The following is a 14,186-nucleotide window of genomic DNA, read 5'->3' on the forward strand; positions in this document are numbered from 1 at the left end:
TGTTGCCTTTCGTCGTGCACTCGGGGGTGACGCCTGCTGCCTCCCTGCATCAGCATGGGAGAGAAACTTCCTGTCGGGAAGTAGGCACTTGGGAGTGCGTAACCCACCCATGAGTGAGAGGTGCGATCAGTGACGACGATGAAGGCGGCGCAGAAGAGGGCTCAGGCCAAGGTGGAGTACAACGCGTTCCTGGCAGGGTGCCCCAGCCGGCAGCTGCTCGACCGAATCTCGGACAAGTGGGTCGTCCTGATCCTGTGTGCGCTGGGCGGCGACCACAGCGCTGGCCGGCCCGATGCAGCACACGCAGACGCTCCGAAGGCGATGCGTTACTCCGAGATCTCTCGTCTTCTGGCCGGGGTCAGCCAGAAGATGCTGACCCAGACGCTACGATCGCTGGAGCACGATGGTCTGCTCACCCGTACCGTGACGCCAACCGTCCCTGTCACCGTCTCCTACGAGCTGACCGACCTCGGGCTCTCGCTCCACCACATGACGCGCGAGCTCAGAAACTGGGCGCAGACGCACATGGCCGAGGTCCTCGCAAACCGCGAGAACTACGACGCTCGCACCTCCTGACGACTCACATCCAACCATCCACAGCTCTGCATTCTCGGCGTTACACCCTCGACTGCGAAAAGCCGCTGTGAATGTTCCTGAGAACACCACCTGACAGAAGTCCTCCTACAGCGGTGACGCGTGCCAACTGCCGTGATCTCGCGACCATTGCCGGTCGCGTTGCTCTTCCGGGAGAGTGACGACCCCGGCACCGTCCTCGCCACCACTCCTGCTCGTCTTGCCGCTCTTCTCACCAGATCAGGAACAGCAGCATCTGACGCCGGGCGGACGCCTGGACCGGGCGCGAGCGGGCGGCGGGGCCCAAGCGGCCGGGACCGTCCTCGCTGCCCCGACCCACGTACCGTGGCCCCTGCCCCTCGGCCCGCCGACTGCTGACATGTCGGCCGACAACGAACGGAAGTCCCCTCATGAATCCCCGATTCGACCGTCAGCGGGTCGTCATCACCGGCGCTTCCCGCGATTTCGGCCGCACCTTGGCGGTCCGCTTCGCCCAACAGGGGGCGGAGGTCTACTTGTCCGCGCGCAGCCTCGCCGGCGCAGAGAAGGTACGGGACGAGATCCGGGCCCTGGGCCACGAGAACGTCCATGCCTTTGCCTGCGACCTCGCAGATCCCGCTTCCGTACGCGACTTCGCCTCCCGCCTCCGCGACGCCACCGACCGCGTCGACGTTCTGGTCAACAACGGCGCACGCTGGCTGGAGGGCACGGATCTGCTCAGCGCGTCGGATGAGGACATCGTGGACACCATCGCCTCGGGTGCCACCGGAACCGTCCTGGTCGTGAAGCACCTGCTGCCGCTGCTCCTGGTCTCGGACCGGCCCGACATCGTCACCATGATCTCGACCTGCGGTGTCCCCGGGTCGGAGGGCTCCGGCGCACACGCCGCCTTTCACGCAGCGAAGCACGCCCAGAGCGGATTCACCGGCATTCTGTCCAAGCGGCTGCGGCAGCAGGGAGTCCGGGTGATCTCCCTCTATCCGCCCGACTTCCGGAACGCCGATCCGCTCTCCGGCGAATGGCACACCACCTCGCGCGCTGCGGGCGACCTGCTGACTTCCCAGTCACTGTCGGACTGTGTGCTGTTCGCCGTCGCCCAGCCTCGTGACTGCTTCATCAGCTCCTTCCATTTCGAACAGGTCTGAAACCCGGGGATGACCGGCGACTGCGCCTGCTGACAGCCGTGGCGCCGGGTGGTTTTCCTCGACGCTCGCGCCAACATTGTCCGCCTTCGTCAACACCTCTGGAGGCGGAACGCTGATCTTCGGGTGGGATGAATCGGATCATCCACTGGTGGATATGATGGCGCAGCCTGCAAAGCGGCGCTCGTGTCCTGCTCGGACCGCAGGTCAGGGGCTACCCTTTTCTGTGCGTCGCCCATATGTGACCATGTCAGTCATGGGAATGATGCGACGTCGCTGGCTCCGGGTGAATGCTGCAATAGTGTTCGGAGTCTGTTCCGCGTGGCCGGTGGGCAGCCTAGTCAGAGGGGAAATGCCCCCAGGGGTGGCAATTGCCTATCTTGCGGTCATTCTGGGGGTTGTCTCCTTCATTTTTTATCTAGCCTTTAGCATTGAAAGGCCTCAAAGAGGCATTGGGTGCAATTCATAGCTGATTCCGCAAAGTGACTGTGTTCACTGTGTATTTCAACCCAGGTTGTCCTTGGTCTGCCTGTGGGGGAGCCGCGGAATCATCGACCGGTTGCTGAGGAAGAGGCGCCCGGGCGCCCGCGACACCCGCGCAGTACGAGCGGGTGGTCAGCAGCGGATGAACCGCCTGGGGCCGGGGCCTTGGGTGCTGAGCACGTCGTCGGGGTTGGCCAGCGTGCAACTGCTCAGGGACAGGCAGCCGCACCCGATGCACTGGTCGAGGTTGTCCCGCAGTTCGGTGAGCTGGTCGATCCGTTCGTTGAGCTCGTCCTTCCAGCCGCTGGAGACCTCGGCCCAGTCCTCGGGGGTCGGGGTCCGTTCCTCCGGGAGCCGGCCGAGGGCCTCGCGGATGGTGCTCAGCGGCATGCCCAGGTTCTGCGAGACCCGGACGAACGCCACTCTGCGCAGCATGTCCCGCGTGTAGCGGCGCTGGTTGCCCGAGGTGCGGCGGCTGTGGATGAGCCCCTGGTCCTCGTAGAAGCGCAGCGCGGAAGTGGCGACGCCGCTGCGCTCGGCGAGCTGTCCGATGGTGAGTTCTCTGGAGACCGGAGCCATGCGCTCAGCATAGCTTGACCTCAAGTGGCCTTGAAGTTTCATGCTGGTCCCCGTCCGGAAGAAGACCTCTCAGACGGGAAGTTGCCCTCATGTCTGCTGTCACCCCTCTCAAGATCGCCGTGATCGTCGGAAGCACCCGCGCAGGACGGTTCGGCCCCGCCCTCGCCGACTGGGTCGTGGAGCGGATGGCCCGGCACGGCGGTCTTGAGCCCGACCTGCTGGATCTGGCCCACTTCGACCTGCCCACCGTCATCGACTTCGGTGCCCCCGAGCCGCCCGCGGTGGGCGAGCTGGGGCGCCGGCTCGCGGACGCGGACGGGTTCCTCGTCGTCACCCCGGAGTACAACCACAGCTTCCCGGCCTCGCTGAAGAACGCCATCGACCTCTACCGGTCCGAGTGGAACGCCAAGCCGGTCAGCTTCGTGTCCTACGGCGGGATCAGCGGCGGGCTGCGCGCCGTCGAACAGCTGCGCCTGGTCTTCGCCGAGCTGCACGCCACAACGCTGCGGGACACCGTCAGCCTGCACGGCACCACCGACCTGGGGCCGGACCCGGGCCGGGAGGCCGCCGCCAAGGTGCTGTTCGACCAGCTCACCTGGTGGGCCCAGGCGCTGCGGGACGCCCGGACCGCCCGCCCCTACGCTTCCTGATCTCCTCCGGGCCTCACGCACAGCGCTGCCCCCGGCGGCCGAAGACCGTCGGGGGCAGCAGCGGTGCGGGGTGGTGCGGGGTGGTGCGGGGTGGTGCGGGGTGGTGCGGGGTAATGCGGGGCGGTCAGCGGAGGACGGTGATGCGGTCCGCTGCCGGTGCCGTGATCGGTGCGTCGGCGGAGGAGATGGCGGACAGGTGGTCCGCCAGGGCCTCCAGGTCGTTGCCGCCGACCAGCGGGTTGGTGTGCTCGGCCAGGGTCGGGAAGCCGTCGCCGCCGCCCGCCAGGAAGGAGTTGACCGCGACCCGGTAGACCCGGTCGGCCTCCAGCGGCTCGCCGTGCAGGGTCACCGAATCGGCAACGATGCGGTCGGCGCCGGAACGGGTGAGGTCCAGGGTGTAGGCGAAGCCCTCCGACGGCTGAAGGATCTTCATGGTGCCCAGGTTGGGGCCGCTGACCTGCTCGCGGAGCACGGCCAGCAGTTGCTCACCGCTGAGGTCCACCAGGTACACGTAGTTGGAGAAGGGCTGCACCGCGAAGCCCTCCCCGTAGGTGACCACGCCGTCGCCCTCCTCACCCGAGGCGGCGTAGGTCAGGTCGGTGCGGATGCCCCCGGGGTTCATCAGGGCGAGCACCGCGGACTCGTCGAGCCCCTGGGCGTGTGCCAGTTGCGCGTCGGCGATCAGGTTGCCCAGCGGGGACTCGGGGATGTTGCGGTCCTGGGTGATGTCCTCGGTGATCCAGCCGATCGGCCGGTTGGCGATCGGGGCGGCCAGCTCGTTCCAGAAGCTGAGCAGGTCGGTCATGTCGGCCGCCCGCTGGTGGTCGCGGTGCACCACCCGGTTGGTGCCCTCCACCGAGGCCCGCACGATGTCCTTGCTGCGCCGGTCGTAGGACATGTTCAGCTCGGTGACCAGCCGGCCGTTGGACTGGGCCGAGGTCACCAGACGGTCGTTGCCCGCCGGGTCGGGAATGGTGCACACGTACGGCTGGTGGGTGTGCCCGGTGATCAGCACGTCCACGCCCGCGTGGGTGTTCTCCGCGATGTCCACGATCGGGCCGGACAGGCCGCCGTCGGCGTCGCAGTCGTGGTTGTACGCCGTGGAGGCCGGGTAACCACCCTCGTGGACCAGGGCGATGACGGCGTGGACGCCCTTGCGCTTCAGCTCTTCGGTGTACTTGTTGAGCGTCTCCACCTCGTCACGGAACTCCAGCCCGCGGATTCCCTCCGCGGTGACGATGTCCGCGGTGCCCTCCAGCGTCACGCCGATGAAGCCGACCTTGACGCCCTTGATGTTCTGCACGCTGTACGGGGCGAGGACCGGCTTGCCGGTGTCCTCGTGCACGACGTTGGCGGCCAGGAAGGGGAAGTCGGCGCCCTCGAACTCGCGGTCCTCCACGTAGCAGCCGTCCGCCGGGTGGCAGCCGCCCTCCTGCTTGCGGATCAGTTCGCGCCAGCCCTCGTCGAACTCGTGGTTGCCGACGCCGACGACGTCCATCTCCATGAGGTTCAGCGCCTCGATGGTGGGCTCGTCGTGGAACATTCCCGACAGCAGCGGGGTGGCGCCGACCATGTCACCGGCGGCGACGGTCACCGAGCGGGGGTGGCCCTCCCGCGCCTCGCGCAGCGCGGTGGCCAGGTACTCCGCGCCGCCCGCGTCGATCGTCTCGTGCGAGCCGTGCCCGTGGTCGTGCACGACCTGACCGCCGGAGCCGGACGGCGGCTCCAGCGCCCCGTGGAAGTCGTTGAGGGCCAGCACCTGGAGTTCGGCGGTGGGGCCCGGCTTCCCCGGCTTTCCCGGCGGGCCGTGCCGGTCCGGTGCCGCGTGGGCGGCGGGCAGCGAGAGGGCGAGCGCCCCGGCGACGGCCACGGCAACCGCGCCGGCAGCCTTCCGGGTCGTGCGTGGGCGTCGGGTGGAGGAACGGTGCATGGGCGGTGAACCTCTTCCTGAGGGGGAAGCGAAGGCAACGTAAGTGCGCACCGCAGCCTACGGCTACGCGCGTAGCTCGTCAGGAGGGATCAGGTAACGAGGACATTGCCCGCAGCTGACTGCGGGCCCCGTAGAGTCAGGGGCATGAGTGACGTCGTGGTACGGGACGAGGTGTCGGCGGCGGACCTGTGGGACGCCCTCAGGCTGATCGACGCCGCTGCCCGGGTGGACGGCCAGAGCTCCGTCTCCGAACAGGGCAGGCTGCTGCTGCGCGGCGGGCAACGGCAGGGCGTGAAGCACGTGATGCTCCGCCTGCACGGCGAGCTCGTCGGCTACGCCCAGCTGGACGGCACCGATCCGGTGGAGGCGCCCTCGGCGGAGCTGGTCGTGCACCCCGCGGAGCGTGGCCGGGGGTACGGCCGCGCCCTCGGGGCGGCGCTGCTCGCCGAGTCGGGCCACCGGCTGCGGGTGTGGGCGCACGGCGGCCACCCCGCCGCCCGGCATCTCGCCCAGAGCCTGGGCCTCGTGCTCTTCCGGGAACTGCGGCAGCTGCGCAGGCCGCTGGACGGGCTCCGGCTCGACGAGCCCACCCTCCCCGAGGGGGTGACGGTGCGCACCTTCGTCCCCGGACAGGACGACGCGGCCTGGCTCGAGCTGAACGCCGCCGCGTTCGCCCACCACCCCGAGCAGGGGGCGCTGACCCAGCAGGATCTGGACGCCCGCAAGGCCGAGGCCTGGTTCGACCCGTCCGGTTTCTTTCTCGCCGTCCGCGACGACGGGACCGAGCAGCTCCTCGGCTTCCACTGGACCAAGGTGCACACCGCGGAGGGTGTCGGTGAGGTGTACGTCCTGGGGGTAGCCCCCGAGGCGCAGGGCCTGGGCCTGGGCAAGATACTGACCACGGTCGGGCTGCGCTACCTGTCGCGCGACCGCGGTCTGCCGACCGCCATGCTCTACGTGGACGCGGACAACGCGCCGGCGCTCAGCGTCTACGAAGGGCTGGGCTTCCGCACGTACGAGACGGACCTGATGTACCGCACCGAGAGCTGAGCCGGGCCCGCCCGTCGGCCGGACACCCGGGTGTAACCCGCAGGAGAGGTTGCGTTCGCGCAGGCAGCGGGAGAATGGGGGCATGAGTCAGGAAGCGCGTGCCCCCCGCAGTACCGAAGCACCGGCCGGACCGTCCGCGCCGCCCGGAGACCCGCCTGAGCCCTCCGAGCCCCCTGAGCCACCCGAGCCACCCGAGCCGGCGGACTCCGGCGGCTCCGCGGAGTCCATAGGCTCGATCGAGGCGTCGCGTCCGTTCGCCGTCCCGGCGTCCGTGGCCGGGCCGCTGCCCGAGCTCGAGGAGGGGCCGGAGCCGCTGCAGTCGCCCCCGGAGAGCGACGACCTGCCGGACGACCGCTTCCTGGACCGGGAACGCAGCTGGCTGGCGTTCAACGAGCGCGTGCTGGAGCTCGCGGAGGACCCCACCACCCCGCTGCTCGAACGGGCGAACTTCCTGAACATTTTCGCCAGCAACCTCGACGAGTTCTTCATGGTGCGGGTGGCCGGCCTCAAGCGCCGGATCGCCACCGGTGTCGCCACCCGTTCGGTGTCCGGGCACAACCCGCGCGAGGTACTGCACACGATATGGTCCCGCTCCCGTGAGCTCATGACCCGGCAGGCCGCCTGTTACCAGAAGGAGGTCGCCCCCCAGCTCGCCGAGCAGGGCATCCACCTGCTGCGCTGGCCCGAACTCAACGAAGAGGAGCAGACCAGGCTCTTCTCGCTGTTCCGCAAGAAGATCTTCCCGGTCCTCACCCCGCTGGCCGTGGACCCGGCGCACCCCTTCCCCTACATCTCCGGGCTGTCGCTCAACCTCGCGGTCGTGGTGCGCAACCCGGCCACCGGGCACCGGCACTTCGCCCGGGTCAAGGTCCCCCCGCTGCTGCTTCGCTTCCTGGAGGCATCGCCCCAGCGCTACGTCCCGGTCGAGGACGTCATCGCCGCGCACCTGGAGGATCTGTTCCCCGGGATGGAAGTGCTGGACCACCACGTCTTCCGGGTCACCCGGAACGAGGACCTGGAGGTCGAGGAGGACGACGCGGAGAACCTTCTCCAGGCTCTGGAGAAGGAGCTGCTGCGCCGCCGCTTCGGCCCGCCGGTGCGGCTGGAGGTCGAGGAGTCCATCGACTCCGAGGTCATGCAGCTGCTGCTGCGGGAGCTGAAGATCACCGAGGAGGAGGTGTACGCCCTCCCCGGCCCGCTCGACCTCACCGGACTCGGCGGCATCGCCACGCTGGACCGCCCGGAGCTGAAGTACCCGAAGTTCATCGCGGGCACCCACCGCGACCTGGCGGAGGTCGAGTCCGCCTCGGCCCCGGACGTGTTCGGCGCGCTGCGGGAGCGGGACGTGCTGCTGCACCACCCGTACGACTCGTTCTCCACCTCCGTGCAGTCCTTCGTCGAACAGGCCGCCGCCGACCCCGACGTGCTGGCCATCAAGCAGACCCTCTACCGGACCTCCGGGGACTCCCCGATCGTCGACGCGCTGATCGACGCCGCGGAGTCCGGCAAGCAGGTCCTGGTGCTGGTGGAGATCAAGGCCCGGTTCGACGAGCACGCCAACATCAAGTGGGCGCGCAAGCTGGAGGAGGCCGGCTGCCACGTGGTGTACGGCCTGGTCGGGCTCAAGACGCACAGCAAGCTCTGCCTGGTCGTGCGGCAGGAAGGGGAGCAGCTGCGCCGTTACGCGCACATCGGCACCGGCAACTACCACCCGAAGACCGCCCGCCGGTACGAGGACCTGGGGCTGCTCACCGCGGACCCGGAGGTCGGGGCCGACCTCTCCGACCTGTTCAACCGGCTGTCCGGCTATTCGCGGCGGAAGACCTACCGGCGGCTGCTGGTGGCTCCGCGCTCGTTGCGCGAGGGTCTGATCTCCCGGATCAGGAGAGAGATCAGCCACCGGGAGGAGGGCCGTCCGGCGGGCATCCGGATCAAGGTCAACTCCATCGTCGACGAACGGGTCATCGACTGGCTGTACCGGGCGTCCCGCGCGGGCGTCCCGGTGGACGTCTGGGTGCGCGGCATCTGCGCGCTGCGGCCCGGCGTCCCCGGCCTCTCCGAGAACATCCGGGTGCGGAGCGTCCTGGGCCGCTTCCTGGAACACTCCCGGGTGTACGCCTTCGGGGCGGGCGGGGAGACCGAGGTCTGGCTGGGAAGCCCCGACCTGATGCACCGCAACCTCGACCGGCGGATCGAGGTCCTGGTGCGGGTCACCGACCCCGGCCACCGGGCCGCGCTCAGCCGCCTGCTGGCCACCGGCACCGCCGACACCACCGCCTCCTGGCATCTCGGGCCGGACGGCGCCTGGACCCGGCACGCGACGGACGAGCACGGGGAGCCGCTGCAGAATGTCCAGGAGATGCTGATCGAGGCCCGGAGGAGGCGGCGTGCCGCAGCGAGCTGAGGACGGCGCGGTGCGCGCGGCCGGCTGTGTGCTGTGGCGCCGCGCCCCGGACGGCAGCGTCGAGATCGGTCTGGTGCACCGCACCCGGTACCGGGACTGGTCCCATCCCAAGGGCAAGCTCGACCCCGGTGAGAAGCCGGCGGAGGCGGCCGTCCGTGAGGTCCGAGAGGAGACCGGGATGGTGTGCGTCCTCGGGGCGCCGCTGCCGACGGCCCGGTACCCGGTGCAGGGCCGGCCGAAGGAGGTCAGTTACTGGGCGGCGGAGGCGGTGAGCGGGGAGTTCCGGCCGAACCACGAGGTCGACCGGCTGCTCTGGCTGCCCCCGGACCAGGCCCGGGAACGGCTCAGCCACTCCGCGAACCGGGTGCTGCTGGACGAGGCGCTGGTCACGCTCACCGTCTGACGCGCACAGGTGCCGGGCCCGGGTCGGCGCGGTCAGCCCGGTCACCGCCGCGGGGCGAGAGCGTGCCAGGGGAGGGTGACCTCGCCCTGCCGCCGGCGGTGCGGGCCGTCCGTCAGCGGCCAGTCCCGGGCCAGCTCGCCGGTCGCCCGCAGCCAGCGCTGCCGGGCGCCCAGCGCGCCGTACGGTGCGGCCGAGGCCCAGGCCCGGTCGAAATCGCGCAGGAAGGCGTGCACCGGCTCCCCCGGCACGTTCCGGTGAATCAGCGCCTTGGGGAGCCGTTCAGCCAGGTCGGAGGGGGTGCGGAGGGAACCGAGCCGGGCGGCGAAGGTGACGGTGCGGGGCCCTTCCGGCCCGAGCGCCACCCAGACGTGCCGCCGGCCGATCTCGTCGCAGGTGCCCTCCACCAGTAGCCCGTCGGGGGCCAGCCGGGAGCACAGCCGCGCCCACGCGCCGGCCACCTGCTCCTCCGGGTACTGGCGGAGCACGTTGGCGGCCCGGATCAGCAGCGGGCGCCGGCCGCCGGGCAGCGGCAGCTCGAAGCCGCCGCGCAGGAACGTCAGCCCGTCCCGCTCGTGGGGCCGGGCCGCCGCCACCCGCTCCGCGTCGATCTCCACTCCGGTCACCAGGGCGTCGGCGCGCACGCTCCGCAGCCGGGTCAGCAGCTCCACCGCGGTCCGCGGGCTCGCGCCGTAGCCGAGGTCCACGGCGAGCGGGGGCGGTCCGGCGCGGCGCAGCGCGGGGCCGAGCGTGGCGGCGATCCAGCGGTCCATCCGGCGGAGCCGGTTCGGGTGGGTGGTGCCCCGGGTCGCGGTGCCCTCAGGCCGCGCCATGCCGCAGCCCCTCCAGCAGCCGGACCAGCGCCGCCTCCGCCTCCGCCTCCGCTTCCACGTCGGCACCGGTGCCGTCGCCGGTGCCGTCCGGCTGTGCCAGCCACAGCGCCGCCTCGTTCATCGCGCCGGACAGCAGCCGGGCCAGCGGGGTCACCGGCTGGCGCGGGATGATGCCCGCCTCGACCAGAACGGTCAGCGCCTCCTCCAGATGCCGGGCGGAGGCGCCCTCGTCCATGCGGCGCCACTCGTTCCAGCCGAGCACGGCGGGGCCGTCGATCAGCATGACGCGCCGCACTTCGGGGTCGGAGCCCGCGGTGAGAAAGGCCCGGCACCCCGCCGTCAGTTGCTGCCACGGGTCCCGGTGCGCCTCGGCCGCGGACACCACCTGCTCGGCCACCTCCTGCTGCACCTGTTCGAGCACCGCGCGGAACAGCCCGGCCTTGCTGCCGAAGTGGTGGTAGGCGGCGCCCTTGGTCACCCCGGTGGCCGCGGCGACCTCGGCCAGCACCACCGAGCCGTACCCGTGGCGGGCGAACCGCCGGCGGCCCTCGGCGAGAAGTGCCCGCCGGGTCTCCTCGCGCTGCTCGGCCCTGCTGCGCTGCTCGCTCATGCCACCTCACCCGGTGCTGCCCGGACCCGCTCTTCCGTTTTGACATACCCAAGGTACGTGACTAGCGTCGTTTCACATACCCAAGGTATGTGAAACCCGTGAAGGGATCCCTCATGACTCTGAGCAGCTTCTATCCGGTCCTCTGCAGCCCACGGCCGGCCGAGTCCGCGGCATTCTGGACCCGGTACTTCGGCTTCGAGGTGACCTTCGACGCCGACTGGTACGTGAGCCTGCGGCGACCGGAGCCGCCGCACTACGAGCTGGCACTGCTCGACGCCTCCCACCCGACGCTCCCCGAGACGTACCGGGCACCGGTGCGCGGGCTGCTGCTCAACTTCGAAGTGGACGACGCCGACGCCGAGTACGCCCGGCTGGTGGAGCAGGAAGGGCTGACGGCGGTGCTGCCCCTGCGCAGTGAGGACTTCGGGCAGCGGCACTTCCTCCTCGCGGCCCCCGACGGCGTCCTGGTGGACGTCATCACCCCCATCCCCCCTTCGGCCGGATTCGCGGAGCGCTACGCCTCCTGAGGCCCGCTCGCCCGGCGCACTCCCGGGCCGGGCGGAGACGCGCCCGGTGGCGGACGGGGCGGCTGCCCTCCGCGTTCCCGCGGTCACGGTTCGGCAAAGCGGGAAGATGTGGCGGCGCGACGCTGTTGACATCCTGGAGCTCGCTCCAGATTCGCGTCGCCGTCAGCCGTCGTCAGGAGTATCCGTGCCGGACATTCATCGGATCGGCCGACGCCGCTCCCGCAGCCGCTCCGGACGGCAGGCGCGGCGGGTGGCCATGCTGAGTGTGCACACCTCGCCGCTGCATCAACCGGGCACCGGCGACGCGGGCGGCATGAACGTCTACATCGTGGAGCTGGCCAAGCAGCTGGCCGCCCTCGGCACCGAGGTCGAGATCTTCACCCGGGCCGCCTCGGGAGGGCTGCCCCCGGTCGTGGAGATGGCGCCCGGAGTGCTGGTGCGCCACATCGACGCCGGCCCGTACGAAGGGCTCGCCAAGGAGGAGCTGCCCGCACAGCTCTGCGCCTTCACGCACGGCGTGATGCAGGCCTGGGCCGGCCAGCGGCCCGGCTACTACGACCTGGTGCACTCCCACTACTGGCTGTCCGGGCACGTCGGCTGGCTGGCGGCACAGCGCTGGGGCGTGCCGCTGGTGCACGCCATGCACACCATGGCCAAGGTCAAGAACGCCGCCCTGGCCGCCGGGGACACCCCCGAGCCGGTCGCGCGGATCATCGGCGAGACGCAGATAGTGGAAGCCGCCGACCGCCTCATCGCGAACACCGCGGGGGAGGCCGCCGAACTGGTCCGGTACTACGACGCGGACCCGGCCCGGACGGCCGTCGTCCACCCCGGTGTGAACCTCGACCGCTTCCGGCCGGAGCCGGGCGGCCGGGCCGCCGCCCGGGCCCGCCTCGGCCTCCCGCAGGACGCGATGATCCCGCTGTTCGCCGGGCGCATCCAGCCGCTCAAGGCCCCGGACATTCTGCTGCGCGCGGTCCGGGAACTGCTCGACCACGATCCGGCGCTGCGGGACCGGCTGGTCGTCCCGGTCGTCGGCGGGCCCAGCGGCTCGGGGCTGGCCCGCCCCGAGGAGATGCAGAAGCTCGCGGCCCGGCTCGGGATATGCGATGTGGTGCGCTTCCGCCCCCCGGTCGCCCAGGCCGAGCTCGCCGACTGGTACCGGGCCGCCAGCGTGCTGGTCATGCCCTCCTACAACGAGTCCTTCGGCCTGGTGGCCATCGAGGCGCAGGCCTGCGGCACCCCGGTGGTCGCCGCCGGAGTGGGTGGCCTGCCGGTGGCCGTGCGGGACGGCATGACCGGCTTCCTGGTGCCCGGCCACGACCCGGTCGACTACGCCCGGGTGCTGCGCCGCTTCGCCGGCAATCCCGAACTCTCCGAGCGGCTGGGCCGGGCCGCCACCCACCATGCCCAGGGCTTCGGCTGGGACAGCTCGGCCGAGGCCACCGCCGAGGTCTACGCCGACGCGGTCGGGGAGCGTCGCTTCCGCACCCGGGTGCTCTCCGGCATACGATCGGCACATGGCTGATCCGCGCAAGGTCATCGAGCAGTCGCTGAAGGATGCCGGGGTCGAGTGGGAGAGCCCGCAGGACGGCCACTACGTGGCGACCCTGCCGGGCACCAGGAAGCTCACCACGACCTGTTCCCTGGTCATCGGCCGGCACGCGCTGTCCGTCAACGCGTTCGTGGTCCGCTCGCCGGACGAGAACCACGCTGACGTGTACCGCTGGCTTCTGGAGCGCAACCCCCGGTTGTACGGCGTCGCCTACGCGCTGGACCGGCTCGGCGACGTGTATCTGGTGGGCAAGCTTCCCCTGACAGCCGTGTCCGGTGAGGAGCTCGACCGCATTCTGGGCACCGTGCTGGAGCAGGCCGACGGGTCGTTCAACACGCTGCTGGAACTGGGCTTCCCCACCGCCATCCGCAAGGAGTACGCCTGGCGTACCGAGCGCGGTGAGTCCACCCGGAACCTGGACGCCTTCACCCATCTGACCGAGCAGGAGGCCGACGGCTCCGACGGCCGCTCCTGAGGCGGAGGCGGGCCCGGCGGCCGGCCCGCCCCGCCCGGCTTGCCGGGTTCCCGCGACCGGTCCGGCTCCCGAGCACACCCGCCGCCGCAGCCCTCATCGCCTCGTGGGCTTTCCTTCGCACCTGGAATGAAAGGTTTCATTCGAGCGGAGCGGTGGTAAGGACGCTCACATGGGAGCGCTCCCAACCGGTTTACCCCCCACCCGGAAACAAGGAGCCGCACGTGAACAGACATGAGCAGGAACGCCGCAGCAGGTCGTGGCTGCTGCGCGCCGCAGCCGTTCTCTCCGCAGGTCTCGTCAGCGTGGTCCCGTGGGCGGAGCCCGCCGCCGCCCATGGATCCACCGTCGATCCGGCCTCCCGCAACTACGGCTGCTGGCAGCGCTGGGGCCATGACTTCCAGAACCCGGCAATGGCGAACCAGGACCCGATGTGCTGGCAGGCCTGGCAGAGCGACACGAACGCGATGTGGAACTGGAACGGCCTCTACCGGGACGGAGTCGGCGGTGACCACCAGGGGGTCATCCCCAACGGTCAGCTGTGCAGTGCCGGGCACACCGAGGGAGGCCGCTACGCCGCCATGGACGCGGTCGGTGACTGGCAGGCGACCGAGACCGGGACCGACTTCACGCTCCGCCTTCACGACCAGGCGATGCACGGCGCGGACTACATCGACGTGTACGTCACCCGGCAGGGCTTCAACCCGCTCCACCAGGCGCTGGGCTGGGGTGACCTGGAGCTGGCCGGGCAGTCCGGCCGCATCCTGCCCGGAGAGGGGGAGGTGTCCGACGACCCGAACCTGAACGGCCGCACCATGACCGTCGACGTCAACGCCGCCGGTCGCAGCGGGCGGCACATCGTCTACACGATCTGGAAGGCCTCGCACGCGGACCAGGTGTACTACCTGTGCAGCGACGTGGACTTCCGCTGAGCCGCTGAGCCGCCGCGCTGCTGAGGGCTGAGCTGTTCAGCGCGCC

14 protein-coding genes are annotated in these 14,186 nt (G+C 70.6%); 10 read left to right on the top strand and 4 right to left on the bottom strand.

Annotated elements, in window-relative coordinates:
* Positions 1-138: 138 nt before the first annotated feature.
* Positions 139-576, top strand: a complete 438-nt coding sequence (locus PJ985_RS10435) for a winged helix-turn-helix transcriptional regulator (RefSeq protein ID WP_443033465.1) — start codon at positions 139-141, stop codon at positions 574-576.
* Between the two features lie 407 nt (positions 577-983).
* Positions 984-1,718, top strand: a complete 735-nt coding sequence (locus PJ985_RS10440; RefSeq protein ID WP_271683369.1) for an SDR family oxidoreductase — start codon at positions 984-986, stop codon at positions 1,716-1,718.
* A 612-nt stretch (positions 1,719-2,330) separates the two neighbouring features.
* Here PJ985_RS10440 and soxR read toward each other — a convergent pair.
* Positions 2,331-2,777, bottom strand: coding sequence for a redox-sensitive transcriptional activator SoxR (soxR, locus tag PJ985_RS10445; protein ID WP_271683370.1), 447 nt, complete (start codon positions 2,775-2,777; stop codon positions 2,331-2,333).
* A gap of 89 nt (positions 2,778-2,866) precedes the next feature.
* Between soxR and PJ985_RS10450 the strand changes: the two genes are divergently transcribed.
* Positions 2,867-3,427 (top strand): NADPH-dependent FMN reductase, encoded by a 561-nt coding sequence (locus tag PJ985_RS10450; RefSeq protein WP_271683371.1) that lies wholly within the window; start codon positions 2,867-2,869, stop codon positions 3,425-3,427.
* A 124-nt stretch (positions 3,428-3,551) separates the two neighbouring features.
* Here PJ985_RS10450 and PJ985_RS10455 read toward each other — a convergent pair whose 3' ends face one another.
* Positions 3,552-5,357 (bottom strand): bifunctional metallophosphatase/5'-nucleotidase, encoded by a 1,806-nt coding sequence (locus PJ985_RS10455; RefSeq protein WP_271683372.1) that lies wholly within the window; start codon positions 5,355-5,357, stop codon positions 3,552-3,554.
* 144 nt (positions 5,358-5,501) lie between these two features.
* Between PJ985_RS10455 and mshD the strand changes: the two genes are divergently transcribed.
* From mshD to PJ985_RS10470, 3 genes are all read left to right on the top strand, one after another.
* Complete coding sequence (gene mshD / locus PJ985_RS10460) at positions 5,502-6,407, top strand: mycothiol synthase (protein WP_271683373.1); 906 nt, start codon at positions 5,502-5,504, stop codon at positions 6,405-6,407.
* A gap of 82 nt (positions 6,408-6,489) precedes the next feature.
* Positions 6,490-8,811, top strand: coding sequence for an RNA degradosome polyphosphate kinase (locus tag PJ985_RS10465; protein ID WP_271683374.1), 2,322 nt, complete (start codon positions 6,490-6,492; stop codon positions 8,809-8,811).
* Complete coding sequence (locus PJ985_RS10470; protein WP_271683375.1) at positions 8,795-9,214, top strand: NUDIX hydrolase; 420 nt, start codon at positions 8,795-8,797, stop codon at positions 9,212-9,214. The genes PJ985_RS10465 and PJ985_RS10470 overlap by 17 nt, the downstream gene beginning before the upstream one ends.
* A 41-nt stretch (positions 9,215-9,255) precedes the next feature.
* On the opposite strand, the gene PJ985_RS10475 is transcribed toward PJ985_RS10470, so the two are convergent.
* Together PJ985_RS10475 and PJ985_RS10480 are read right to left on the bottom strand one after the other, a co-directional pair.
* The gene (locus PJ985_RS10475; RefSeq protein WP_271683376.1) at positions 9,256-10,044 is read right to left on the bottom strand and encodes a class I SAM-dependent methyltransferase; all 789 of its coding nucleotides are present in this window, start codon (positions 10,042-10,044) and stop codon (positions 9,256-9,258) included.
* The gene (locus PJ985_RS10480) at positions 10,031-10,654 is read right to left on the bottom strand and encodes a TetR/AcrR family transcriptional regulator (protein WP_271683377.1); all 624 of its coding nucleotides are present in this window, start codon (positions 10,652-10,654) and stop codon (positions 10,031-10,033) included. Before PJ985_RS10480 ends, PJ985_RS10475 begins: the two co-directional genes overlap by 14 nt.
* A gap of 113 nt (positions 10,655-10,767) precedes the next feature.
* Between PJ985_RS10480 and PJ985_RS10485 the strand changes: the two genes are divergently transcribed.
* The 4 genes from PJ985_RS10485 (at position 10,768) to PJ985_RS10500 (ending at position 14,140) form a co-directional block, all read left to right on the top strand.
* On the top strand, positions 10,768-11,181 hold the full coding sequence (locus PJ985_RS10485) for a VOC family protein (protein ID WP_271683378.1): 414 nt from the start codon (positions 10,768-10,770) through the stop codon (positions 11,179-11,181).
* 184 nt (positions 11,182-11,365) lie between these two features.
* Positions 11,366-12,709, top strand: a complete 1,344-nt coding sequence (gene mshA / locus PJ985_RS10490; RefSeq protein ID WP_271683379.1) for a D-inositol-3-phosphate glycosyltransferase — start codon at positions 11,366-11,368, stop codon at positions 12,707-12,709.
* The gene (locus tag PJ985_RS10495) at positions 12,702-13,211 is read left to right on the top strand and encodes a YbjN domain-containing protein (protein ID WP_271683380.1); all 510 of its coding nucleotides are present in this window, start codon (positions 12,702-12,704) and stop codon (positions 13,209-13,211) included. The genes mshA and PJ985_RS10495 overlap by 8 nt, the downstream gene beginning before the upstream one ends.
* Before the next feature lie 221 nt (positions 13,212-13,432).
* On the top strand, positions 13,433-14,140 hold the full coding sequence (locus PJ985_RS10500) for a lytic polysaccharide monooxygenase auxiliary activity family 9 protein (protein ID WP_271683381.1): 708 nt from the start codon (positions 13,433-13,435) through the stop codon (positions 14,138-14,140).
* The last annotated feature ends 46 nt before the right edge of the window (positions 14,141-14,186 follow it).

Source organism: Streptomyces sp. ACA25, from assembly GCF_028200735.1.
Lineage (GTDB): Bacteria > Actinomycetota > Actinomycetes > Streptomycetales > Streptomycetaceae > Streptomyces.

Excerpts from the sequence above, each read along its gene's own strand:
- PJ985_RS10450 (WP_271683371.1), top strand. The coding sequence starts at position 2,867 with ATGTCTGCTGTCACCCCTCTCAAGATCGCCGTGATCGTCGGAAGCACC.
- PJ985_RS10480 (WP_271683377.1), bottom strand. The coding sequence starts at position 10,654 with ATGAGCGAGCAGCGCAGCAGGGCCGAGCAGCGCGAGGAGACCCGGCGG.
- soxR (WP_271683370.1), bottom strand. The coding sequence starts at position 2,777 with ATGGCTCCGGTCTCCAGAGAACTCACCATCGGACAGCTCGCCGAGCGC.
- PJ985_RS10485 (WP_271683378.1), top strand. The coding sequence starts at position 10,768 with ATGACTCTGAGCAGCTTCTATCCGGTCCTCTGCAGCCCACGGCCGGCC.
- PJ985_RS10440 (WP_271683369.1), top strand. The coding sequence starts at position 984 with ATGAATCCCCGATTCGACCGTCAGCGGGTCGTCATCACCGGCGCTTCC.
- PJ985_RS10475 (WP_271683376.1), bottom strand. The coding sequence starts at position 10,044 with ATGGCGCGGCCTGAGGGCACCGCGACCCGGGGCACCACCCACCCGAAC.
- PJ985_RS10455 (WP_271683372.1), bottom strand. The coding sequence starts at position 5,357 with ATGCACCGTTCCTCCACCCGACGCCCACGCACGACCCGGAAGGCTGCC.
- PJ985_RS10465 (WP_271683374.1), top strand. The coding sequence starts at position 6,490 with ATGAGTCAGGAAGCGCGTGCCCCCCGCAGTACCGAAGCACCGGCCGGA.
- PJ985_RS10495 (WP_271683380.1), top strand. The coding sequence starts at position 12,702 with ATGGCTGATCCGCGCAAGGTCATCGAGCAGTCGCTGAAGGATGCCGGG.
- mshD (WP_271683373.1), top strand. The coding sequence starts at position 5,502 with ATGAGTGACGTCGTGGTACGGGACGAGGTGTCGGCGGCGGACCTGTGG.
- PJ985_RS10435 (WP_443033465.1), top strand. The coding sequence starts at position 139 with ATGAAGGCGGCGCAGAAGAGGGCTCAGGCCAAGGTGGAGTACAACGCG.